This window comes from Roseibium denhamense (genome assembly GCF_009711415.1).
GTDB classification, from domain to species: Bacteria; Pseudomonadota; Alphaproteobacteria; order Rhizobiales; family Stappiaceae; genus Roseibium; species Roseibium denhamense.
The window spans coordinates 1-23,268 of sequence record NZ_SMLZ01000100.1; the positions used below are offsets into that span (position 1 = coordinate 1).

Annotated in this window: 25 protein-coding genes; 8 read left to right on the plus strand and 17 right to left on the minus strand. The window is 57.7% G+C overall.

What is annotated here, in order from left to right; genetic code table 11:
* Nucleotides 1-172: 172 nt before the first annotated feature.
* Complete coding sequence (gene secB, locus E1180_RS06805) at nucleotides 173-676, minus strand: protein-export chaperone SecB (protein ID WP_155190425.1); 504 nt, start codon at nucleotides 674-676, stop codon at nucleotides 173-175.
* Nucleotides 677-848: 172 nt separating this feature from the next.
* Here secB and E1180_RS06810 point away from each other — a divergent pair, with 172 nt between their 5' ends.
* From E1180_RS06810 to E1180_RS06825, 4 genes are all read left to right on the plus strand, one after another.
* Nucleotides 849-2,213, plus strand: a complete 1,365-nt coding sequence (locus E1180_RS06810; protein WP_155190426.1) for an ActS/PrrB/RegB family redox-sensitive histidine kinase — start codon at nucleotides 849-851, stop codon at nucleotides 2,211-2,213.
* Nucleotides 2,214-2,269: 56 nt separating this feature from the next.
* On the plus strand, nucleotides 2,270-2,827 hold the full coding sequence (locus E1180_RS06815) for an ActR/PrrA/RegA family redox response regulator transcription factor (RefSeq protein ID WP_155190427.1): 558 nt from the start codon (nucleotides 2,270-2,272) through the stop codon (nucleotides 2,825-2,827).
* Between the two features lie 99 nt (nucleotides 2,828-2,926).
* Entirely contained in the window at nucleotides 2,927-4,771 is a 1,845-nt protein-coding gene (locus E1180_RS06820) for a VHL beta domain-containing protein (RefSeq protein ID WP_208996978.1), read from the plus strand.
* A 237-nt stretch (nucleotides 4,772-5,008) separates the two neighbouring features.
* Nucleotides 5,009-6,697 carry a methyl-accepting chemotaxis protein gene (locus tag E1180_RS06825; RefSeq protein WP_155190428.1) on the plus strand — a complete coding sequence of 563 codons (1,689 nt, stop codon included), beginning with the start codon at nucleotides 5,009-5,011 and terminating at the stop codon, nucleotides 6,695-6,697.
* Between the two features lie 55 nt (nucleotides 6,698-6,752).
* Here the strand turns inward: E1180_RS06825 and coaA are convergent, their stop codons facing one another.
* From coaA to hisB, 8 genes are read right to left on the minus strand one after another with little or no spacing between them, the layout of a single operon-like run.
* Nucleotides 6,753-7,718, minus strand: a complete 966-nt coding sequence (coaA, locus tag E1180_RS06830; protein ID WP_155190429.1) for a type I pantothenate kinase — start codon at nucleotides 7,716-7,718, stop codon at nucleotides 6,753-6,755.
* A 41-nt stretch (nucleotides 7,719-7,759) separates the two neighbouring features.
* On the minus strand, nucleotides 7,760-8,083 hold the full coding sequence (locus E1180_RS06835) for a phosphoribosyl-ATP diphosphatase (protein WP_155190430.1): 324 nt from the start codon (nucleotides 8,081-8,083) through the stop codon (nucleotides 7,760-7,762).
* A 31-nt stretch (nucleotides 8,084-8,114) separates the two neighbouring features.
* Complete coding sequence (gene hisF, locus E1180_RS06840; RefSeq protein ID WP_155190431.1) at nucleotides 8,115-8,894, minus strand: imidazole glycerol phosphate synthase subunit HisF; 780 nt, start codon at nucleotides 8,892-8,894, stop codon at nucleotides 8,115-8,117.
* On the minus strand, nucleotides 8,891-9,631 hold the full coding sequence (hisA, locus tag E1180_RS06845) for a 1-(5-phosphoribosyl)-5-[(5-phosphoribosylamino)methylideneamino]imidazole-4-carboxamide isomerase (protein ID WP_155190432.1): 741 nt from the start codon (nucleotides 9,629-9,631) through the stop codon (nucleotides 8,891-8,893). The genes hisF and hisA overlap by 4 nt, the downstream gene beginning before the upstream one ends.
* Nucleotides 9,632-9,637: 6 nt before the next feature.
* Entirely contained in the window at nucleotides 9,638-9,925 is a 288-nt protein-coding gene (locus E1180_RS06850; protein WP_155190433.1) for a DUF1330 domain-containing protein, read from the minus strand.
* Nucleotides 9,926-9,938: 13 nt separating this feature from the next.
* A complete protein-coding gene (hisH, locus tag E1180_RS06855; RefSeq protein WP_155190434.1) occupies nucleotides 9,939-10,592 on the minus strand; it encodes an imidazole glycerol phosphate synthase subunit HisH in 654 nt (217 codons plus the stop codon).
* Nucleotides 10,589-11,095: a DUF2628 domain-containing protein gene (locus E1180_RS06860; RefSeq protein ID WP_155190435.1), complete on the minus strand. Its 507-nt coding sequence runs from the start codon at nucleotides 11,093-11,095 to the stop codon at nucleotides 10,589-10,591. The genes hisH and E1180_RS06860 overlap by 4 nt, the downstream gene beginning before the upstream one ends.
* A gap of 12 nt (nucleotides 11,096-11,107) precedes the next feature.
* Nucleotides 11,108-11,701, minus strand: coding sequence for an imidazoleglycerol-phosphate dehydratase HisB (gene hisB, locus E1180_RS06865; protein ID WP_155190436.1), 594 nt, complete (start codon nucleotides 11,699-11,701; stop codon nucleotides 11,108-11,110).
* Nucleotides 11,702-11,960: 259 nt separating this feature from the next.
* On the opposite strand from hisB, the gene pyrF reads away from it, so the two are divergent.
* Nucleotides 11,961-12,692 carry an orotidine-5'-phosphate decarboxylase gene (gene pyrF, locus E1180_RS06870; protein ID WP_155190437.1) on the plus strand — a complete coding sequence of 244 codons (732 nt, stop codon included), beginning with the start codon at nucleotides 11,961-11,963 and terminating at the stop codon, nucleotides 12,690-12,692.
* Here the strand turns inward: pyrF and dgt are convergent.
* The 3 genes from dgt to rocF all read right to left on the minus strand — a co-directional run bounded on the left by dgt (nucleotide 12,681) and on the right by rocF (nucleotide 16,205).
* Nucleotides 12,681-14,057, minus strand: a complete 1,377-nt coding sequence (gene dgt / locus E1180_RS06875; RefSeq protein WP_244313987.1) for a dGTP triphosphohydrolase — start codon at nucleotides 14,055-14,057, stop codon at nucleotides 12,681-12,683. The two genes, pyrF and dgt, sit on opposite strands and share 12 nt — an antisense overlap.
* A gap of 118 nt (nucleotides 14,058-14,175) precedes the next feature.
* A complete protein-coding gene (locus E1180_RS06880) occupies nucleotides 14,176-15,258 on the minus strand; it encodes an ornithine cyclodeaminase (protein WP_155190438.1) in 1,083 nt (360 codons plus the stop codon).
* A gap of 11 nt (nucleotides 15,259-15,269) precedes the next feature.
* A complete protein-coding gene (gene rocF / locus E1180_RS06885; protein ID WP_482822446.1) occupies nucleotides 15,270-16,205 on the minus strand; it encodes an arginase in 936 nt (311 codons plus the stop codon).
* 134 nt (nucleotides 16,206-16,339) lie between these two features.
* Here rocF and E1180_RS06890 point away from each other — a divergent pair, with 134 nt between their 5' ends.
* Together E1180_RS06890 and E1180_RS06895 are read left to right on the plus strand one after the other, a co-directional pair.
* Nucleotides 16,340-16,801 (plus strand): Lrp/AsnC family transcriptional regulator, encoded by a 462-nt coding sequence (locus E1180_RS06890; protein WP_155190440.1) that lies wholly within the window; start codon nucleotides 16,340-16,342, stop codon nucleotides 16,799-16,801.
* 78 nt (nucleotides 16,802-16,879) lie between these two features.
* Entirely contained in the window at nucleotides 16,880-17,797 is a 918-nt protein-coding gene (locus E1180_RS06895; RefSeq protein ID WP_155190441.1) for a methylated-DNA--[protein]-cysteine S-methyltransferase, read from the plus strand.
* 30 nt (nucleotides 17,798-17,827) lie between these two features.
* On the opposite strand, the gene E1180_RS06900 is transcribed toward E1180_RS06895, so the two are convergent.
* From E1180_RS06900 to E1180_RS06920, 5 genes are all read right to left on the minus strand, one after another.
* The gene (locus tag E1180_RS06900; protein ID WP_155190442.1) at nucleotides 17,828-19,090 is read right to left on the minus strand and encodes a hypothetical protein; all 1,263 of its coding nucleotides are present in this window, start codon (nucleotides 19,088-19,090) and stop codon (nucleotides 17,828-17,830) included.
* A gap of 38 nt (nucleotides 19,091-19,128) precedes the next feature.
* A complete protein-coding gene (locus E1180_RS06905; protein WP_196220553.1) occupies nucleotides 19,129-20,445 on the minus strand; it encodes a bifunctional folylpolyglutamate synthase/dihydrofolate synthase in 1,317 nt (438 codons plus the stop codon).
* A 132-nt stretch (nucleotides 20,446-20,577) separates the two neighbouring features.
* Nucleotides 20,578-21,537, minus strand: coding sequence for an acetyl-CoA carboxylase, carboxyltransferase subunit beta (gene accD / locus E1180_RS06910; RefSeq protein WP_283404585.1), 960 nt, complete (start codon nucleotides 21,535-21,537; stop codon nucleotides 20,578-20,580).
* Between the two features lie 81 nt (nucleotides 21,538-21,618).
* Entirely contained in the window at nucleotides 21,619-22,452 is an 834-nt protein-coding gene (gene trpA / locus E1180_RS06915) for a tryptophan synthase subunit alpha (protein WP_155190443.1), read from the minus strand.
* A 136-nt stretch (nucleotides 22,453-22,588) separates the two neighbouring features.
* Nucleotides 22,589-22,759 (minus strand): hypothetical protein, encoded by a 171-nt coding sequence (locus E1180_RS06920; protein WP_155190444.1) that lies wholly within the window; start codon nucleotides 22,757-22,759, stop codon nucleotides 22,589-22,591.
* 222 nt (nucleotides 22,760-22,981) lie between these two features.
* Here E1180_RS06920 and E1180_RS06925 point away from each other — a divergent pair, with 222 nt between their 5' ends.
* Nucleotides 22,982-23,221 (plus strand): hypothetical protein, encoded by a 240-nt coding sequence (locus tag E1180_RS06925; RefSeq protein WP_155190445.1) that lies wholly within the window; start codon nucleotides 22,982-22,984, stop codon nucleotides 23,219-23,221.
* The last annotated feature ends 47 nt before the right edge of the window (nucleotides 23,222-23,268 follow it).

Sequence of the window (23,268 nt, forward strand, 5' to 3'; positions counted from 1 at the left end):
GCTCAAGATAATAAGCCACTATTGACGCCCCCGGTGCGTGAAGCCGTTTCAACTATTAGCTGCCTTACCCGCTCTGCGCACGGTTTTCCAGATTATCTCTCGCAGCGAAGAACAGTAAAAAACCCGCACCGGTGGCCGATGCGGGTTTTGGAGACGTCTTGAAAACCAGAGCTTAGTTCGGCTTCTGGCCTTCGGCTTGCTCGGCAGCGGCCTGGTTGGCCATGTTCTGCCGGTAAAGCTGTGCGAAGTCGATCGGATCCAGCATCAGCGGCGGGAAACCGCCATTGCGGGTCGCCTCAGAGAGGATGTTGCGGGCATATGGGAAGATCATGCGCGGGCATTCGATCATGACAAACGGATGCATGTGCTCTTTCGGCACGCCCGTGATCTTGAAAAGACCGGCATAGACAAGCTCGACGTTGAACATCACCATGTCCGGGCGCTCGGCCTTGGCATTCAGGGTCAGGATGACTTCGAATTGGTCTTCGCCCATCTGCTGCGCGCCGACATTGACATTGATGTCCAGTTTCGGCTGCTCGCCCTGTGTCAGGGATTTTGGCGCATTCGGGTTCTCGAAAGACAGGTCCTTGATGTATTGACCAAGGATATGCATACCCGGCGCGGCGCTGGCGCCTTCCGCCTGCGGCTGCGCGCCGCCGTCATTGGTGTCGGTCATCTTGTCTCATTCCGTTTCGCGGTGCTGCAGGTTAGGAAACCGTGTCGGCTCCCATGCAGGCGGCCGGTCCGCGTCGTCCGGCAACCGTGTTAGCCGGTGGCTAGCATCTTGGACCGGCCTGCACAAGAGCCGCCCCTTGCCAACCCCGGGAATGCCCGCCAAAAAAGCACATATGTCGGAACATCCAACCTCGAACATCACACTGCCGCACAGACGCCTGAAGCTCGACACACTGGTCAGGCTGCGCTGGCTGGCGGTCGGCGGCCAGAGTGCGGCGCTGCTTGTTGTCTATGTTGGGCTCGGATATCCGCTTCCCGCCGGTCCCGCCTTCGCCCTGGTGGCGCTGTCCGCCTGGCTGAACATCCTCTTGAAGATCCGCACCCCGACGGCAAAGCGCCTGCCGGAATTCTCGGCCATGCTGCAGCTGGCCTATGACATCCTGCAGATGAGCGGCCTGTTGTTCCTCACGGGCGGGTTGGGCAATCCGTTTGCGTTTTTGTTGATGGCGCCGGTCATGGTGTCAGCCACGGGGCTGTCGGCCCGCTACACGCTGGCGCTGGGTGCGCTTGCCACGTGCTGCGCCACCATACTGGCCGTTTTTCATCTGCCGCTGCCCTGGCCCACAGAGGAAACCTTCAGCCTGCCGGTGGTGTATTCGGTCGGGATCTGGATCGCGCTGGTCTCAACGCTGGGCTTCATGGCGGTCTATGCGTTCCGGGTGGCCGAAGAAGCCCGCCAGCTGGCCGATGCTCTTGCCGCGACCGAACTTGTGCTGGCACGTGAGCAGCATCTGAATGCGCTCGACGGCCTGGCAACGGCAGCCGCCCATGAGCTCGGCACGCCGCTTGCGACGATTTACCTGGTAACCAAGGAACTGCGTGACGAATTCGAGGAGGGTGACCACCGGGCCGAGGACATTGAACTGATCCGGTCCCAGGCGGAACGCTGCCGGGGAATCTTGCGGCAATTGACTAACCTGTCCAGCGAGGAAGACAAGACCTACCAGCGCATGCCGGTGTCCCAGTTGATCGAAGAGCTGATCGATCCGCATCGCGGGGCAGGGGTTGCCATTCATTCGTCCCATAGCGGCGAGGGCTTGGAGCCCGTCGGCCAGCGGAACGCAGCGATCCGCTACGGTCTTGGCAACCTTCTGGAAAATGCCATCGATTTTGCAAAGTCCCACGTCGAAGTCTCGGCAAGCTGGGATGAGACTAGTCTTGCCATTACGATCAAGGATGACGGTCCGGGATTCTCCCAGGAACTTTTCTCCAAGATCGGCGATCCTTACGTGTCGATCCGCGGCAGCCGGGCAAAGTCCAAGGCAACGGGCGGTGGGCTTGGTCTCGGGATCTTTATTGCCAAGACCCTGCTGGAGCGGACCGGCGCCAAGCTTCATGTCGACAACCGGGCACCACCAAAGAACGGTGCCTATGTCCGTGTCAGCTGGCCAAGATCCGTGTTTGAACAGGCGCTTGAAGTGGACGAACCACCGGCAGTACCCCATAACAAGTTAAACGACGTGTTTCCGGCCCCATGAGTGTGCAAATCATCCGATTTGACACATGCCGCGTAAAGCACTGAGAAGCGAACGGAATGGTTGAGCCAATGACATCAGGTGAAAACATGGACGGTCAGAGCCTTCTGATAGTCGACGATGACAAGCCGTTTCAGCAGCGTCTGGCCCGCGCCATGGAAAAACGCGGGTTCGAGACCGTAACAGCGGATGGTGTCCAGGATGCAGCTGCGAAGATAACCCAGACGGCACCCGCCTTCGCCATCGTGGACATGCGCCTTGAAGACGGGAACGGCCTCGATGTTATCGAAATGCTCCGCCGCAAACGGCCGGACTCCCGGGCCATTGTTTTGACAGGCTATGGCAACATCGCGACGGCTGTGAACGCTGTGAAACTGGGCGCAATCGACTATCTCGCCAAACCCGCGGACCCGGATGATATCCTGGCCGCTCTTTCCCGGAAACCGGAAGACAAGGCCGAACCGCCGGAAAATCCGATGTCGGCGGACCGGGTCCGCTGGGAACATATTCAGCGTGTTTACGAGCTTTGTGACCGGAATGTTTCCGAAACGGCGCGCCGGCTCAACATGCACCGGCGCACGCTTCAGCGTATTCTCGCAAAACGCGCACCGAGGTGAGGGAAGGCCCGCTGATCATTGCGGGCTTGCCCTTTCGCCGCCACTTTGCGTAAGTAACCCCAAGATGATGATTGACTTGCGCTTTGACGGAGAACGCTGATGAAGCGTGCCCACCCATTTGCTTCCAGTTCACGGCCCATGCGGCCATATCTTACGGCTGTGTCCAGCGCCGTGGCTCTTTTTGCGGCCTCAAGCGCCTTCGCGCAATCAGCGCCGGAAACACTGCGGATCAACGTTGATCCGCCAGAACCGGGCATCCGGGCCATCACCGTCAACAAGAAATTCCGGGCCATCATCAGCCGTGATGACAAGGGTGTGGTGATTGATACCTTCGGCAGCGATAATTCCGCGCCCCCTTGCGATGTAAAGCTGGAAGTCACTCTGGAAAACAGCCGTATCCTCCACAGGGATGCCAACATTTGCAGCGGCAGTACCTTGGTCGTTGATGTGTCCAACGATGGCAAGCCGGGCGCTGCGGCCAGGGTCGTTGGAACCACTTCGGGCGTCCAAGCGGGTCCGGTCACGTCAAGTCCGGCCGAAACACCTTCGGCATCAACCAATACGCCAGCCCAGCAGCCCCAATCCGAAAGCCCTTCAATTGTGGCCGTCGATCCACCTGAAGGAACTGGCGGGCTAAAGCCGCTCGATCAAGTTGACACACCGATTTCAACACCTGGGGCAAATGGTACGGAAACAGCGTCACTGCCGCCCAGCGATTTTGAATCGATGGTGCAAGAGCGTTTGAACCAGCAAGACGGCGGAGCGCTGACACCAAATTCCCAGCCGGCGCTCGTTGTTCAGTCAGATGCCCGCGAGTGGCTTGCAGAGCCAGGCAGCCAGCCCGGATCCCTTTCGGTCTTGCAGCATACGGTTCCTCAAACGGATGACCGGGATTTCCTCGCCCAATGCGGAACACAGTCCGGGTTTGCCTTGATCACCTTCCAGCAAGCCCCCGCCGGGCTCGCGGAGGGGATGCCGCAAACCGTGCAGATCACAGCAAGCGATTTCAGCACCACTTACACCGCATTCGGATCCTCGCCGAACAACGAAGCGGGGATCTCCCTGCCGCAGGTGAATGTGGAAATGACGGATCCGATCTGGGATGCCCTGATCCGCCAGTCCGAACTGTCGATCGCTGTGGAGGGCATGCCTGCCTATCAGGTCTCCTTAAGCGGCAGTGCCAACCCGGTCCGGCTGTTCAGCGCCACCTGCGCCCTTCCGCAACAAATTGTGTCAGATGATGCCTTTGGTGCACCGGCGCTTGAGGCATCATCGGATATGGCTTGCAGTGAACTTGGCCGGGTGCGGTCCGTAGAGGCCGTCCGTCCGGGACAGATCGTTTTCCGCAATGCCAGCCAGCAGACTGTAGAAGTCAACTGGGTGGACTACCGTGGCGGAGAACGGGCCTATGCGCGCCTGGAGCCGGGTCAAATTCTTGAGCAGCAAACCTACGTTTCCCATGCCTGGACCATTCGCGACGGCAACGGTCAATGCCGTGGGATATACGTTACCCGGACACCTTACCGCGAGGTGGTGATCAATGGCCCCGCAGGTTCGTCCCCTTCAAATGGGGTGATTGGCGATCCCTGGGGAACACCGCAAAACGCGCCGTTTGGTCAGCAGAATCAGGGCTTTCCGGCTGGACCGGTTCCCCCTGGCACGGTTGGGGGCGCCAACCCATCCTTCGGCGCACCGCAGCAAACAGCCCTCAGCAATGTAGCTGACTATCTCTGCACGGCCGGGATCGATCTGAATGTCGTGTTCGCGCCGGACGGCAATTCGGCAACTGTCGCGGAAATGGGATATGGGGCCGTAACTCTGCAAAGGCAGGGGGGCGCCAACACCTTCTATTTCGAAGGTCAGGGGCACGTACTGAAAGGCCAAGTTCAAAACGCAACCTGGTCCCGCCCTGGATTGCGCGATGTGTTTTGCGCGCGCCGGTGACGCCTCAAGCGCAGATCTGAGCGGTTTGTGGTGGTGGGCCTAACGTGAAAAAGCGTTTTGGGTCACTTTCGTAATACGCGTATTTGGTGCTTTAGATTCCTTAAATTAATCTTTGGTTGCAGTACTATGTTACTGCACCATTGCTCACGTGTACGTAGTTTCCCGCCGCTTATTAACCAATTTATCAACTCTTTAGGTGTTTACTCTGGGAAAATTTCACCCAGGGAATCACCAACAATGTCATTTGCTCGCTGGCCCATCACCTGGAAGATCAGTCTTCCGATCCTGACAATTCTGCTCTTTACTGCCGCGATCTGCGCCATCAGCCTGAACAGCCTTTACGGCGCAATGTTTGACGAGCGCATCGCTAAGATCAAACAGATCTCGAATACGGGCGTGTCTATTGCGGCCTATTTCCATGAGCAGGAGAAAGCGGGCGCTCTGACCCGGGATGAGGCCCAAGCAGCTGCGAAAGCGGCCATTGGAGCCATGCGTTTCGAAGGCGACAACTATCTGTTTGCCTATGACTATGACGGGACCAATCTGATCCATCCGAAGACATCCCTTGTCGGGACGAACATGATGGGATTTGAGGACAAGACCGGCGTGAAAATTGTCGCCGAACTCATCCGTCATGCAAAGGCCGGCGGCGACTCTCTGCTTTACTTCTGGCCGCGCGCAAACAGCGACATTGCCATTGAAAAATATGGCTGGGGCGCTGGCTTCGATCCTTGGAACTGGATGATCGGTACCGGCGTTTACATCGATGACCTGGATGCCGCCTATTGGAATTCCGCAACAGTGATCCTGCTTCTTGCTGCGATCGGTGCCGGCATCTCGATTGCCATTGCCATGGTTGCCGTTCATCAGACTGTGCGTCCGCTACGGGCCTTGACCCAGAACATGAGCCTGCTGTCGGAAGGCAATACCGATATCACGATTGAAGGCGCTGGCCGCGGCGACGAGATCGGCCAGATGGCCTCCGCGATGGAAGTGTTTGTCAAGAACGAGGCATCCCGCCGCGAACTTGAACATCTCCAGAGTGCCTCGCAGGAAGATGCCGCCCGCAAGGGCGCGGAAATTCAGCAGCTCAGCAGCGACTTCGATCAGCAGATCATGGATATGCTCAACATCATTGATGGGTCGGTTCAGGGTCTGCAGGCAGCATCGGCCAACATGACCACCGTCGCCGCTCAAACGACGGAACAGAGCGGCCGGGTGTCGCACGCCTCTTCGCAGGCATCGCACAACGTAGAAACCGTGGCCGCGGCGGCCGAGGAACTGTCAGCTTCGGTTAATGAAATCCGGCGCCAGGTACAATCCTCAAGCGAAATTGCGGCACAGGCCGCATCTGAGGCCCAATCCGCAACTCAGCGGATGAACGGCCTGTCTGAATCGGCCGGCCGTATCGGCGAAGTTGTCACGCTGATCCAGGCGATTGCCGAGCAGACAAACCTGCTGGCACTGAACGCCACAATCGAGGCTGCACGCGCTGGTGAAGCCGGCAAGGGCTTCGCGGTTGTTGCAGCCGAGGTGAAAGAACTCGCAACGCAGACGTCAAAGGCAACGGAGGAAATCTCCAGCCAGATTAGCGCCATTCAGGATGAAACCGGCCACGCGGCCAGTGCGATCTCGTCTGTAACCGGGATCATCAACAACATGAACGAAATCGCATCCTCGATCTCCTCTTCTGTTGAGGAGCAGGGCGTTGCCACCCAGGAAATCGCGAGCAACGCGACGGAGGCGTCGCGCAGCACGGTCGATGTGACAACCAATATCGAAAGTGTGGCCTCGGCTGCGGAAAACACCCGCGATACCGCCGAAAGCGTCGACAGCTCAGCTCAACAGCTGCGTGACAACGCGGTCTCTCTCAGAGATCAGGTTGGCACGTTCCTGGCGGAAGTCAGGGCCCGCTCGGCTGCATAACGCAAACGGCAACGTGTAAATCAAAAGGCTCGCAGCGTTAGCTGCGGGCCTTTTTTCAAACGCGTCGCAGCGCGACTTTAGAGATCCGGTGGCTGGCGTTCTTGGTTAGAATGAGGTCCGCGCGCGGCCGGGTCGGCAGGATGTTTTCTCTCAAGTTGACCAGGTTGATCTCCCGCCAGATCCGGTTCGCGGTTTCCAGGGCTTCGGTATCGGTGATGCGCGAATACTTATGAAAGTAGGAACCCGGATCACGGAACGCTGTCTCGCGCAGCCGCATGAAACGATCAACATACCATCTCAGAAGCAGGTCTTCGTCGGCATCCATATAGACGGAGAAATCGAAGAAATCGGAGACGAACGGGACGGCGCGGCCATCCTTGGGCAACTCTCTCGTTTGAAGGACATTCAAGCCCTCAACGATGAGGATGTCGGGCTTGTCCACCACGACCGTATGACCCGGCATGACATCATAGTAGAAGTGCGAATAGACCGGTGCCCGGACATGACGCTTGTCAGCCTTGATGTCCGAAAGGAATTTTAGCAGACGGGGCCGGTCAAAACTTTCCGGAAATCCCTTCTTCGACATAAGCCCTTCGGCTTCGAGGACCGCGTTGGGATAGAGAAAGCCGTCCGTTGTGACCAAATCCACCTTCGGGCTGGCAGGCCAGCGCGCCAGAAGCTCTCTGAGAACACGGCTGGTCGTTGATTTGCCAACAGAAACCGATCCGGCTACCCCGATTATGAAGGGGGTCTTGCCATCCCGTGTACCAAGAAATTTCTGTGTCGCTTTATGGAGAGCAACAGTCGCTTCCGCATAATGTGCCAGCAGTCGCGACATTGGCAGATAGATCGTCTCCACCTGCTCAATGGACATGGGCGCGTTGAGACCCTGAAGCTGTGACACTTCCTGCGCGCTCAACGTCATCGGCGTGTCAGCACGCAGACGCGACCATTGGCGTTCGGAAAATACCCTGTAGGGGGACAGGTCCATGTCCAGGGCGGTGACGACTTTCTGATCCATCAATTCGCAGTCCCTGCTGCGGTGGCGCTTGGCGGTGCGGCCTAATCCTGCGGCCGCGATGCCTTTTCTTCAAGTCCTGTCTGGCTTGTCCGGCGGGCCAGCTCCGCCATGACATCGGCCAACGATACGTCGCAAATGTTGAGAACAACCAGCAGATGGTAAAGCACATCGGCTGCTTCACCGGTCAGCTCTTCCCGGTCATGCTTGACGGCAGCTATCGCTGCCTCCACCGCTTCTTCCCCCAGCTTCTGGGCGCATTTGGAAACGCCCTTCTTCATGAGCTTACGCGTGTAGGACCCCTCGTCCTCACTTACCGCGCGCGCCGCGATAATGGCGTCGAGATCGTCCAGTGTGAACTTCGTCATTGGTCGTATGTCCCAAGGGAATAGGTGAGGGTCAAGGATCGAGCCGCATGGGTATTCCGGCAGCGGCCATGTGCCTTTTCGTTTCCTGGATCGAGTATTCACCAAAGTGGAAAATCGAGGCCGCCAGAACCGCTGTCGCGTGTCCGTCCCGGATACCTTCAACCATATGGTCGAGCGTGCCGACGCCGCCGGACGCAATTACCGGAACGGGCACCGCGTCCGCAATCGCGCTGGTGAGAGCCAGATTGTAACCTGATTTGGTACCGTCCCGGTCCATGGATGTCACAAGCAATTCACCCGCGCCCAGCGCCACGACCTTTTTTGCAAATTCAATCGCATCTATGCCGCTCGCTGTCCGGCCGCCATGAGTGAAGATATCGAATTTCTCCGGTTCGCCCGGTTCGTTGACCTGTTTGGCATCAATCGAGACAACAATGCACTGGGCCCCGAATTTTTCGGCCGCCTCGCGCACAAAATCAGGATTTTTAACAGCAGCGGTGTTGATGGACACTTTGTCCGCACCAGCGATCAGCAATTTGCGGATATCCTCGACCGTGCGCACGCCGCCGCCCACGGTGACGGGCATGAAACAGGCTTCCGCGGTCCGCCGCACCACATCGTAGATGGTGTCCCGGCCCTCGTGGCTCGCCGTGATATCGAGAAAGCAAAGTTCGTCCGCCCCGGCCGCGTCATACGCCTTGGCCGCCTCAACCGGGTCTCCGGCATCGACCAGATCCACAAAATTGACGCCCTTGACGACACGGCCGTCTTTCACGTCGAGGCAAGGAATGACACGGGCTTTGAGGGTCATGCCGCACTCCGGGCTTTTGCAATCAGCTCCATAGCTTCCTTGGGATCGAGGCGTCCGTCATAGAGCGCACGGCCAGAGATGGCCCCCTCGAGGATCGTGCAATCCGGCTCCAGAAGCCGGTGGATATCGTCGATCGACGCAAGCCCGCCCGAGGCAATCACCGGAATGGAAACGGCCCTTGCAAGCTCCAGGGTCGACGGGATGTTAAGGCCCTTCAGGATCCCGTCCCGGTCGATATCCGTGTAGATGATCGCTGAGACACCAGCATCTTCAAACCGTTTCGCCAAATCGACCGCCGTCAGCTCGGAGGTTTCCGCCCAGCCCTCGACTGCGACATAGCCACCCTTGGCATCAATGCCGACGGCAACCTTGCCCGGGAATTTCCGGCAGGCAGCCTTAACCAGTTCCGGGTCCCGGACGGCGACTGTCCCAAGGATCACACGCGTGATGCCCTTGTCGAGCCAGGCCTCGATATGCTCCAGCGTGCGAATGCCGCCCCCCAGCTGAACCGGGTTTTTCGTGGACGCCAAAATCGCATCCACAGCCGCGCCATTGACACTTTCACCCGCGAACGCGCCGTTCAGATCGACCACATGCAGCCATTCGAAGCCTTGGCTCTCGAAAGTTTTGGCTTGAGCACCGGGATCATCATTGAACACCGTTGCCTGGTCCATATCGCCGAGCTTGAGACGCACGCATTGGCCGTCTTTGAGGTCGATGGCGGGAAACAGGATCATCTTGTCTTAAATTCCTTCCACGATGACGATTTCGCCATCGGCAACCTTCTGGCGGATCGCCGCCGCTTCCTGATATTCGGGGGAGTTATAACAATCGACCGCGTGTTGAAAGGTCGGAAATTCGATTATCACGTTCCGCGCCCGGCCCGGGCCTTCAATCGCATCGGTCTTTCCGCCCCGGGCAAGAAATTTGGCCCCAAACCGTTCAAAGGCCGGCTTGGCCGTTTCCACGTAGGCTGGATATCCATCCGCATCGCGCACGTCGACCCGTGCAACCCAGTACCCCTTAGCCATAGTCTCTCCCCCCTTACGGCGTCCAATCCAAGAAATTGGCAATCAGTTCGAGGCCAAGATGCTGGCTTTTTTCAGGGTGGAACTGAGTGCCGATCATGTTGTCCTTTGCCACCATGGCAGTAAACGTGCCGGCATAATCGAAGGTTGCCAGCCGTTCGGCCTCTTGTGCGCAGGAAAAGTGATAGGAATGCACGAAATAGGCGTGCAGCCCGTTCGGACCGGTTTCGATCCCCTTGAAAACAGGATGGCTTTCCGCCCGCACATTGATTGTATTCCAGCCCATATGCGGGATCTTCAAGGCAGGATCCGATGGCGCCATCGCCGTGACGTCGCCGCCGATCCAGCCAAGGCCATCGACAGTTTCAAACTCCAGCCCCCGCGCAGCCATAAGCTGCATGCCGACGCAAATGCCAAAAAACGGCTTTCCATTCACGCGGACAGCTTCTTCAAGAGCGTCCGGCATCCCGTCAACCGCCCACAAACCGCGTTTGCAATCGGCAAAGGCCCCCACACCAGGCAACACGATCCGGTCCGCCTTCACGACGCGCTCGGGGTCGGCGGTCACAATCACGTCCGGCACATGGGCGTGAGCGCGGGCCGCGCGCTCAAACGCCTTCTCGGCCGAGCGCAGGTTACCCGAGCCGTAATCAATAATCGCAATTGTCATTGACGGGTCTCCGGGCCGAGCGTCAGCCCAACGACGCGCTCACTGCCAATGCGGGGAACAATCGGCTCCCTGGCGGCGCGCTGTGTCTTCTTCTCAACCGATTGATAAACCGGGTCGAGTTTGCGGGCCTCTCCATGAAAGAAGCGGATCTCGGCTTCGTCCCGGTTAACCGCATCGACAACGCCGAGTGTGCGCCAGCCTTTTCGCCCGAGCGACCAGCGCCGGAGTGCCTGAGCCTCAAATCCAAACAGCAGAGAAATCGCCAGAGCGGCGACCGCCATGGCAGCCTCATTGATACTCAGCGCAACGATTTCAATCACCAGGGTAATTGCGAGATAGCCAAGCAGCACCAGCCACAGCCGGTGGACCAGCATCCACACAATCGAAAACACAAATGCGAGCGGAGAAAACCGGTCGGGAACAAACTGCAATTTATCGGTCTGCCGAGGATCGCCTGCCAAGGTTTCAAAATCCGGCGGCGCCATTACAACGAAAGTGGTCATATGCCCGTATCCTCAGCCGCCCAGTTGGCCCTTGGTTGTCGGCACGCGGTTAGCCTGTCGCGGATCAATCTCTATCGCCGTCCGCAGGGTCCGGGCCACCGCCTTGAAGCAGGTTTCGGCGATATGGTGGCAATTGGATCCATAAAGGTTGGCAATATGAAGGGTAATTCCAGCATTCATGGAGAAGGCGCGGAAAAACTCTTCGAACAATTCTGTATCAAACTCACCGATCTTGTCACGGTCAAAGCTTACGTCCCACACCAGAAATGGGCGTCCGGACACATCGAGCGTGCAGCGGGTCAGCGCTTCGTCCATCGCAAGATGGGTATCGGCATACCGGGTGATCCCGGCCATGTCGCCAAGCGCTTTGGACAGGGCCTGCCCCAGGGCAATACCGGTATCTTCCACCGTGTGATGGAAATCGATATGGGTATCACCATCTGCACGGACCTTGATATCGATCAGCGAATGGCGCGCCAGCTGCTCCAGCATATGGTCGAAGAACCCGATACCTGTTTTCACGTCATAGGTGCCGGTGCCATCAAGGTTGATGTCCACGGAGATGCGGGTTTCCTTGGTGTCGCGCGATACGCTGGCGGTGCGCATTGACGGGTAACTCCTTCCATCCGGCCCTTAGCGCCGGAAAACAAAATAGCGGCGGCTGTTGTAGCAGCCTGACCCGTCTAATGAAATAGGGCCGTGGCCAGACATTTTGTCCGCATCGGCACCGGAGCTATATCCTGCCATCATACCTCTAACCGGGAGAGGCCGGAGGTTCCGGTTTCCGCTCCCGCCCGGAAATCAATAGCGCCCGGTGTTTCATGATGATAGTCACGGGCCGCACCTGACATGCCCGGAGATTGCAATGCTCACCAGTTCCTTCGCTCCCAAGACAGCCGTTGATCGCTTAATGCTCCCGCTTGACGTCCCAACCATTGGGGAAGCCGAGACGCTCGTGGCGGCCACTGAGGGCAAGGTCGGCGTTTACAAAATTGGGATGGAACTGCAATTCGCCGGTGGGTTGGAATTTGCGCGCGAACTGGCAAAGGCCGGCAAGAAGGTTTTCCTCGATGTCAAACTTCATGACATTGACAATACGATCCAAAAGGCCGTCCAGAATATTGCAAAAATGGGCATGACCTTCATGACCGTTCACGCTTATCCGAAAACAATGCGGGCTGCCGTCAAAGGATTAACTGCGGAGGGCAATCCGAACCTTTGCATTTTGGGTGTGACGGTTCTGACCTCGATGGATGAAGCCGATTTGCAGGCCGCCGGGTATCGTGGCCCTGTCTCCGAACTCGTTGAAGCCCGCGCCAGGGATGCGAGGGACGCGGGCATCGGCGGGATCGTGTGCGCGGCAACGGAAGCTGGCAGGATGCGCCAAACGCTCGGCACAGACATGGTCATCGTAACACCCGGTATCCGGCCGGCCGGAAGCGCCGCCAATGACCAGCGCCGGGTGATGACACCCCTTGATGCCATCAAGGCCGGAAGTGATTACCTGGTCGTTGGCCGCCCGATATCCCAGGCACCCGATCCGGGTGCGGCAGCTGGGGCTGTGGTTCAGGAAATCGAAACCGCCCTAAACACCTGACAGCAAACGGGCAATCTTGACGGCATACCGGTCGGTCATTCCAGAAACATAGTCGGCGAGCGAATGCAGGGCGGTGTAGCTGTCGTGAACATCGCTGATGTCGATCGCGGCAGTTTGCACCAGCTGGCGGTGATAGGAACTGAGGCGGTCTGGATCCCAATCAGCGGCCTGTAGTCGGGTGTAAACATCAGAAACACCATCAAGCACCCGGTGCACAACGTTGCGGCCCTGAACCTCCAGCGCTGTCTTGCGCGGTGAGGTGAACAGGCTTTCGCGCGCCAGTTTTTTGATTGCCTGAAAGTCTTCGGCCTTGGCGGACCGGTCGATCAACGCATCTGAAAATGTGCCATCCATGATCGCAGGATAATTATCCTTGAACGCCTCGACACATGCGTTGATCGCCACTCCGATCCCCCGCGCCCTTGCATAGGCGATCCGCTCGGAGGCGGCCATGCCGGAAAGATCCTGATTGGACTTGCGGGTGAGCGGCTCAAGATGGTCAATGACCGTCTCGGCGCTCAGATCCCCCGATGTGAACGCATCTTCCAGATCAACAATGTTGTAGCAAATGTCATCCGCCGCTTCGACCAGGAACACAAGCGGATGCCGGCGCCACCAGGTCCTGCTGTCTCCGCCTTCCTGCGGAAGGCCGACGGCATCGGCAACTTCTTCAAACAGCGGCATTTCACTTTGAAAAACGCCGAATTTCTTTAACCCGCAATAGGTAGTGTCCGGGATGGTGTGGCGGACCCGCGCTGTTACCGGATACTTTGAAAAGGCACCAAGAACACCCCGGGACAACCGCATGCCACCATCGTTGCGGTACATCTCAAGGCGCGTCAGGATGCGGAAGCCCTGGGCATTGCCTTCAAACTCCGTAAATTCAGCACGCAGGCTACTGTCCATTTCGGAAAACAACGGCTGGCTGGAAGCGAACCGCTCTTCAAACCAGCCTCCGATGGCCGCTTCGCCAGAATGCCCGAAGGGCGGATTGCCGATGTCGTGGGCAAGGCACGCAGCACCGACGATCCCGGCAATCCGATGTCTGTCGCCAGCTGCGATCAGTCCCTGATCTTCAAGCCAAACGCCCACTTCCATCCCCAAGGACCGGCCAATGCTGCTGGTTTCGAGACTGTGGATCAGCCGGTGGTGCAGGTGGTCGTTTTCATAAAGCGGATGAACCTGGGTCTTGTTGGCAAGACGCCGGAAAGGCGCGGAAAATGTAATCCTGTCCGCGTCCTGGACATATGTCGGCCGGTTCGCACGCTCAGCATAACCGGAGTCAGCCAAGCGGTTTCCATCCAGTAAGTTCGACCAGTCCAAAACCACCTCCTCGGCCATTCGCTGCGACTGCAGGGCGCTCATGACCGCTTATACTATTTGGCAGCTCTTGTCGGCAGCCAGGCAAAAGTTTGGGCCAAAGACCAAAAAAGCCACCGCCGAGGCGGTGGCAAGGGTCTGTACAATCAAGCGAATGGTGGGATCAAGCTGCCTGATTGTCATCGGCTGCCGCCGAGCGCAGCACCATTCCGTAAAGATCCCGCGGATCATCCGGGTCCGCCAGCAAATCAAGCTTCTCGAAATGCCCCGTTTTGGGAAGAAGATCATGCACATAGCGCAAAGCGGCAAAGTCCTCGATTGCAAAGCCAACACTGTCAAAAAGCGTGATCTGGTTCTCGGATGTCCGTCCTGGCGCCTTGCCTGCGTAAACCTGCCAGAGCTCCGTGACCGGGTGATCCCTGTCAAGTTGCTGAAACTCTCCCTCAATGTGGGTCTGATCCGGAAACTCGACGAAAATGTCCGAGCGCAGCAGGATATCCTTGTGAAGCTCCGTCTTGCCGGGACAATCACCACCAACCGCATTGATATGAACGCCAGTACCGATCATGTTGTCGGTCAGAATGGTCGCCTGTTTCTTGTCGGCTGTCGCCGTTGTCACGATCTGCGCGCCTTCCATGGCGTCTTCCGGGGTCTTGCAAATTGTGACGTTGAGCCCGGAATTGGCGAGATTCCGCGCCAAACGGACGCTTGCTTCCGGTTCAATGTCATAGGCCCGGATATCGGTGATGCCGAGGATTTCCTTGAACGCCAGGCACTGAAAATCGGATTGTGCTCCGTTTCCGATCATGGCCATGGTCTTGGAGCCCTTGGGCGCAAGATATTTTGCAGCCAGAGCCGAATTGGCCGCTGTGCGAAGAGCGGTCAGGATGGTCATCTCGGTAAACAGAACCGGATATCCCGTCGTCAGATCCGACAATACGCCAAATCCGGTGACCGTCTGCAGACCGTCCCGCGTGTTGCCCGGATGACCGTTGACGTATTTGAAGCCGAAAGTCTTGCCATCACTCGTCGGCATCAGCTCGATGACGCCTTGCGGTGCATGCGCAGGAATGCGCGCTTTCTTGTCAAAGCTCTCCCAACGCAGAAAATCCGCTTCAATATACTCGGCAATGCCGCGCATGAAGGCTTCCGCACCGATGGCCCGCACATTCCGCATCATGTTATCGACGCTCACGAACGGCACGTAGGCCAGATCCGACGGTTCCAGATTCAAGTATTTGGACATCTTGTTCACCTCTAGAAGCTTCTTGTTGGACGGTCGAAAACACGGCGGCCGAACAAGCTGCCCGCGAGATCAACCATCAAGCGTGCGGTTTTTCCGCGTTCATCGAGAAAAGGGTTCAGTTCCACAAGGTCGAGGGAAGAGACGAGACCGCTGTCATGGAGCATTTCCATGACCAGATGCGCCTCACGGAAGGTGGTGCCGCCCGGAACGGTCGTACCGACAGCCGGGGCGATTTCAGGATCCAGAAAATCGACGTCAAGACTGACGTGAAGCAATCCGTTTGCCGCCTTCACCCGGTTCAAAAATGCAGACAGGATGGCCGGAATGCCTTCCTCGTCTATGCGGCGCATATCGCTGACGCCGACGCCCTGATCCAGCAGCAGAGCGCGCTCAGGATCGTCAATAGACCTGACACCCATGACCTCAATGTTTTGGGGGGTGACGGGATGCGCCAATGCCTGGCCCAGCAAACCGTCGAACCCCGGCATGCCGGCGACAAATGCCAGAGGTGTGCCATGGAGGTTGCCGCTCGCCGTGCTGTCCAGAGTATGAAAGTCCGAATGCGCATCGAGCCACAAAACAAAAAGCGGCCGGTTGCGCTCCGCCGCGGCCTTTGCCTGGCCCGACACCGTCCCGGCCGCGATGGAATGATCGCCGCCCAGATAAATCGGAAACACGTTCTTTGAGCCCAGCGCCGCAGCCTGAGCATGAAGGACACGGGTCCAGCCTGCATATGCAGCAAAATTCTTTACCGTCCCGTTGGGTGCACGCACGTTCCCGGTCTGCGCCGGCTTCAAATTGCCGAGATCCTTCACGGCATGACCGAGCGCTTCCAATGTGACCGCAAGGCCCGCGGTCCGGTAAGCGTCTGGCCCCATGACACAGCCCTTGCGGCCTGCCCCTTCCTCGACCGGTGCCCCGACAAGGACAATCTCCTGGCGTTCCACGTTTATTCCCACCGCATCTTGAAATGACCCGGACGAAGTGTGCGAAATTGACGCGGCAGAGTAAATCTGCAGACTTGATCAAAATAGCAGCCAGATTTATCATTTTGCTAAGTTCAATTATGCAGAATGTGATAATGGATGATCTAGATCTTCGGCTGGTCTCGATTCTTCGCCATGATGGCCGCCGGTCGGTGTCCGATTTGGCAAGTGACCTCAAGATTTCCCGTGCGACCGTCCGGGCCCGCATGGACAAACTGCTGGAAAACGGCGAAATTCTGGGATTTACGGCGGTATTAAGAGATGACTGGCGGGATCTGCCGATCCGTGCTGTGACCCTGGTGCTGATCGACGGACAAAGCACAGATCCTGTTGCCAAAACACTCGGCGCCTTGACCGAGGTCAGGGCCATTCACTCGACAAACGGAAAATGGGACCTGGTTCTGGATATCGCGACACGGGACCTTGCAGCATTTGATGACGTTTTGAACCGCATCCGGTTGATCGATGGCATCGCCGGAACGGAAACGAACTTGTTGCTGACAACACGGAAGAGTCCTGCAGTCTCCCCGGGGAGCTTTGAAGACGTTCTTGGATAGCGCCCGGCTCGCAAATCGGGTCGCACACATTCCACGAAGTTCATAGGATCAGAAAAACGAACACCCCAAGGCTGACCCATGACCAAACCATTCGATCTTTCAGTCGCGGCATCCAAGCCGCAGCCCGTATCGGTCGGGACGGAGGCTGCGGAACACTACAAAGTCGTCCGTCAAACCCTCAAACGGATTACACAGGACTGGCGCGAGCAGCCGACCCTGGAACAACTCGCAAATGAAGCCGGGCTTCAGCCCATTCAGCTTCAAAGGGTTTTTTCCCGCTGGGCGGGCCTGACCCCGAAGCAATTTCTTCAGGCGATCACGCTCGACCATGCCAAGGCGCTTTTGCGGGATTCAGCGAGTGTTCTAGACGCCTCTTATGATGTGGGACTATCCGGATCCTCCCGGCTGCATGATCTGTTCGTCACACATGAAGCCATGACACCGGGTGACTACCGGAGCCGTGGCGCTGGTCTGGATATCCTTTACGGGTTCCATCCGTCTCCCTTCGGCCAGGTCTTGATCATGGCAACCGGCAAAGGCTTGGCCGGGCTTGGCTTTGCCGATCCGGGGGAAGAAGAGACCGCTCTTGAAGACATGTGCAGCCGGTGGCCCGCAGCGCGGTTCGTCCAGGACCAGAATCGAACGGAACCTTACGCCCGCCGTGTGTTCAGTCCGCAGAAGTGGCAGCAAGACCAGCCGCTGAACATTGTGATGATCGGAACGGATTTCGAAATTCGCGTCTGGCAGACCCTTTTGAAAATCCCGATGGGCAAAGCGACGACCTATTCGGACATCGCGGCAAAACTTGGAAATCCGAAAGCATCGCGGGCCGTTGGAACGGCTGTTGGCCGGAATCCGATTTCCTTTGTCGTCCCGTGCCACCGGGTACTGGCCAAAGGCGGCAAACTCGGCGGCTATCATTGGGGACTTACCCGCAAGCGCGCGATCCTTGGATGGGAAAGCGGCCTGTCAGGCCCGGTTCTGGAGTGTATTTGATCCACACACCTATTCGTTTGCCAGCCCGGTTTAGTGCACTGGGCCCTCCGGCATCGGATAACTTCCCGTAATGTCCCAGCCCAGTGACGTGATCCGCTCAGCGGCCGTTGGAGTCAAATCACCCGTGATTAGAAAATCGACGGCGGTGGGTGGAAACGGCAGTGCTCCGAGCCCCTCATGGACACCGGCGAATGTGCGGGCCACCGTTTCAGTCCAGGCAACACTGTCCAGAGGCAAGATGACCGCCGCCTGCCCATCCAAACGGATCCCTACCGGCACGCCGCCTATTTCCTCGATCTTTCCAAGGCCCGAAACGGTGCGGTGATAGGTCTCTGCAAGAACAATACGGCGCAACTGGAAATAAGCGACCGTGCGGCTGTCCGCCTCTCCGGCTCTAGCAGCGAGAACATCCAAATTCTGAACACTCGGCATGGCCTGGAGCCGGTAGGCAATTACCGTTTTTTCCGAAAGGGTGAAATGCGGGTTGGCCTTGATCGCCTGAATGGAGGGTTCTGAAATGCCCGCTTTGCGAAACGTTTCCTCCGTGCGGGCTTCCAGTTCGGACGGTGTGCTATCAACAATCAGATTGCGGAAGTTATCGGCCGTCCGCGTTGCGTTGATGATAATGCCGCCGGGCAGCAGCGCTGTAATTGCACTGACCGTCCAACCGCCAGCAGTTGTAACACTTGCCGTTTCGTCCAGTTTTGCGGAGAGCGGCTGGTAAAACGTATAAGGGTCGACGCCAATTTCGACGGCAAGCTCCCGGCGCGCTTCGGCCTGACCCGTGATTGCTTTTGCAAGGTCGGCCGGCGATCCCGCATTACCGGTTACAGCTGCCTCAACACCCCGGCCTATCCGGCTGAACATGCGCCCCACTCCGGATACCGTGCTTTTTGCGGTCCCAACCGGATCGGTCACCGTGCTTTCCACAAATTCGACCGGTTTTTTGGCGGCTTCTTTCAAGCCATCCACAAAGCTTGCATCGTTTTTCAGGCTCTCCAATCCGACAAGCGCCTTTATTTCCGCAAGCCGGAGTTTCAAGAGACCATCCCCTTCGATCTGCTCCACGCCCTGATCGGTTTGAAGTTGATAGATTCTCAGGAAGCCGTCACTGCGCACGGGATTGAGCACTGCATAACCAGGTCCCAGCTGCTTTCCATCCAGTATCTTGGCTGGGTCCGCCTCTGGCGGCGTCTCGTAGTTTTCCGTGAGCGCATGCGCCGGTCCAGCCAGAAGACCCAATCCGAGGAATGCAATTGCAATAGGTTTCAGGAAACTATCCGGCTGCAGCATAAATCACCCTTTTCAAGCATGACATGCCGGAGCGGAGATCAATCGGGCAGCATTCCGTTCCGGACGAGTACTTCTCCGGCCAGGTAGAGCGATCCGCACACCAATATCCGCGGCGGCACACCATCGGCCTTCGCGCAAGCTGCCACATCTGCAAGGGCCGCGTCCAGCGATTGAAACGGCGTTGCCTCCAGCTCCGCACATCGAGCCAAATCGGCAAGCTCTTCCGGAGACCGGCCGGTATTGGTCGTTGTGATCGGAACCGTCCCGACATGATGTACCAGCCCATGGAACGGCCGGAAAAAGCCAACAGGGTCCTTTGTGACCAGCATACCCGCTATGAGATACAAGGGTCTTGGCGAGCGCTCTTCCAGTTCGCCCATGAACCGGGACACGGACACACCCGCTCCCGGGTTGTGGCCACCATCAATCCAGAACTCCGCGCCTTCCGGACAGATGTCGAGCAAAGGGCCGTGGCCAACCGGCTGAAGGCGGCCTGGCCATCTCACATTCCGCAGCCCTTGGGACAGGGTGGCTGCATCCGGCAACAGACCGGCCGCCTTCAGTGCAGCGATAGCGAGGCCCGTATTGTCGAACTGATGCGCTCCGCCAAGAGCGGGACAGGGAAGATCAATGAGCTGGTCCTGGTCCTGGAACACCATGCGTCCGTGGTCTGGAACAGCCTGAAAATCCTGGCCGGACACCTGCAGGGAAGACTTGCAGCGGGCAGCCTGGCGCTCGATCACGCGAATAGCAGCGTCGTCTTGCGGTGCGCAGACAACTGGCTGACCGTTTTTAATGATCCCGGCCTTCTCGGCTGCAATGGCGGCAAGATCGTTGCCGAGGAACTTCTCGTGATCCATCGACACCGGCGTGATGACCGAGACCAGAGGCTTCTCGATCATGTTGGTCGCATCAAGACGCCCACCAAGCCCAACTTCCAGCAGCACAACGTCAGCTGGATGTTCGGAAAACAGCAGGAAGGCAGCGGCGGTTGTAATCTCGAAGAAGGTGATTTCCGACCCTGCATTGGCCTCTTCACATCTGTGCAGGGCATCATAAAGCAGCGGATCGGGGACAAATTGCCCGTCATGCCCCAGGCGAATGCGCTCATTAAAGGACACGAGATGGGGCGACGTGTAGACATGGCAGCGTTTGCCGGAGGCCTCAAGGATCGCGCGCATGGTCGCAGTTACCGATCCCTTGCCGTTCGTCCCCGCGACATGGATCACCGGGGGTAATTTGGTATGCGGCGAGCCGAGCGCAGCCAAAAGCCGTTCCATCCGGCCAAGGGATAGATCAATCTCCTTGGGATGAAGCGCCAGAAGACGGTCTAGGATCTGGGTGATTTGGTCCAAGGCGCCCTCCGCAGGGTCCTCATATTCATGAAAAGTCCGGAACTAGGACGTAATGCGGTTCGCGGCGCTACGGGTGTCTGTAAATGACCGGCCGTGGCGCAGAAACGACGTCACAGCCGGAAATTACAATGGTTATTGGGCCGCTTGAGCAGGTTCTGTTTTTTCGGCTGCTTCGGCTTCCGCCGCAGCTTCTTCCTCGCCATCTGCTTCAGCCGATTGATCGGTCAAAGCAGGCAACTCGACCTCGCGCTTGAGCAGAATGCCGCAGATACGGGAGATGGTGTTTTTCATCTCCTGACGGGGAACAACCATGTCGATCATGCCATGATCGATAAGGTATTCAGCGGTCTGGAAATCATCGGGAAGCTTCTCCCGGACGGTCTGTTCGATAACCCGGCGGCCTGCAAATCCGATCATTGCGCCCGGCTCGGCGATGTGCACGTCGCCCAGCATTGCATAGGACGCAGACACACCTCCGGTGGTGGGATTGGTCAAAACCACGACATAGGGCAGGCCTGCGTCCCGCAGCATCTGAACACCCACTGTAACGCGCGGCATCTGCATCAAGGAAAGAATACCCTCCTGCATCCGCGCGCCGCCGGAAGCTGCGAACATGACAAATGGTGTCTTGTCGTCCACGGCCTTCATCATACCGGTCAAGATGGCTTCACCGACCGCCATGCCGAGGGAGCCACCGACAAACGCAAAGTCCTGAACAGCGGCTGTGATGTCCATGCCGTTGACTTTGCCCTGCGCCACATGAACGGCTTCATGCTCACCCGTCTTGGAGCGTGCTTCCTTCATGCGGTCGGTGTACCGCTTGCTGTCCCGGAATTTCAGCGGATCAGCCTGCACCTCTGGTGCATCAATGTGGTCATAAGCCCCGTTATCGAAGAAACTTTCCAGGCGTTTGCGGGCCGGCATACGCATATGGTGACCGGAGTTCGGAACAACCCACAAATTGGCCTCAAGGTCACGGTGAAAAACCATTTCACCGGTTTCCGGGCACTTGATCCATAGGTTTTCCGGAACTTCGCGCTTCTTCCAAAGATCCCGGATCTTGGGGCGCACAATTGAATTTATCCAGTTCACGTCAAACGCGTCCGTCTACTCGAGTTACACAAAGCGGAGATAGGTTTCCGCCCGATAGCATTCAATTCTTGGTCCGGTAGCTTAAGCAGCCCGCGCGCGGGCGCAGCCAGCTGCCAAGTCCGCCACCACGGCCGTGACTGCCTCGACTGTCTTGTCAGTCGCATTACCGTCCGCATCAAGTGTGTCCTTGATCGCATTGACGAGCACCGATCCGACCACCACACCATCCGCGTCCTTGCCGATAACCGCCGCCTGATCAGACGTTTTCACGCCGAATCCGACAGCAACAGGCAGTTCCGTATGGGACTTGATCCGGTTAACGGCCGCTGTTACGCGCCCGGTATCGGCAATATTTGCGCCGGTGATCCCAGTTACCGATACGTAATAGACGAAACCGGAGGTATTGGCCAGAACAGCCGGTAAGCGCTTGTCGTCCGTCGTCGGGGTTGCGAGCCGGATGAAGTTCAGTCCAGCGTCAAGAGCGGGGAGGCACAGTTCGTCATCGGCTTCAGCAGGAATATCGACGATAATAAAGCCGTCCACACCCGCTTCTTTCGCGACATGGACGAACTTCTTCGGATCACGCACATAGATCGGATTGAAGTATCCCATCAGGATGATCGGCGTGTCTTGGTCCTGCTTCCGGAAGGCGCGCACCATGTCCAGCGTCTTGTCCATGGTTTGGCCGGCGGCCAATGCCCGCTGGTTGGCGAGCTGGATAGGGATACCTTCGGCCATCGGATCCGAAAACGGCATTCCGAGTTCGATGACGTCAGCACCAGCGGCAGGAAGGGCATTCAAAATAGCTTGCGATGTGTCCAGATCCGGATCGCCAGCCGTCACAAAGGTCACAAGAGCAGGGCGGCCGGCCTCTGCGCAGGCGTTAAAGCGGCGGTCAATTCGCGTTTCGGTCATTCAGCGTCACCCTTTCCGCACCTAGTGCGGCTACCTCCAAGACTATGAGCTCATGGCGATGTAGGGGAGCGAACAAGCCGATGTCAATCTTTGAACCGCCCTAGCGGGCGAAAAGAAGCTGACCTAGGAGCGTGGTTCAACTTTTGCCATAGTGTTTGCGGAAGACGTAGGGGGCAATTTCATGGCGCTCCAAACCAAGTTCCGACAAGCGCTGCGTGCTCATGACGCTCATTCTGTTGTAGTCGGCAGTCATTCTTTGAGCATTGCCGATTTCAGCAAAAATGTTTGCCAGGTTCCGAAAACGCATCTTTTGGCTCCTTTCAAGGACGCAGAAACGGACAATCGTTTCTCTCACCTGCAAGGATAACGCGTATACGAGTGTATACGATTGTTAAGTTTGCAGCGCAGCCTTGCTGATTCCGGGTAGCTCGATAGTTCGAAAAGCGGCCCGGGCCCCACTTACAGCCTCCTGATATCCGCAATATTGCGATCTTAAAAAACGCACAATGTGCACCTATAAGATATGGCAATGACAAGAAACAGCGAGGAAATGACAATGGCCCATTCCCTGTTTGAACCGCCTCCCGAACCTATCCATGAAAAGGTCATCAGGCATATGCGCGATTATCGCGGGAAACGGCAGACAAAAACACCGAACATCGCGGAACGTCTGACAGCTGCGGATCCCGCCTTGGCCCGTCAGGCCGAGCGGCTGGACGCACGCGGACGGCAAATGTTGTTAAGGGTCGTGTTTACGGACAACGCATGAAAAAGCCGTGCTGCCAGCGGCGCACGGCTTCTTCATTTAAACGGCGC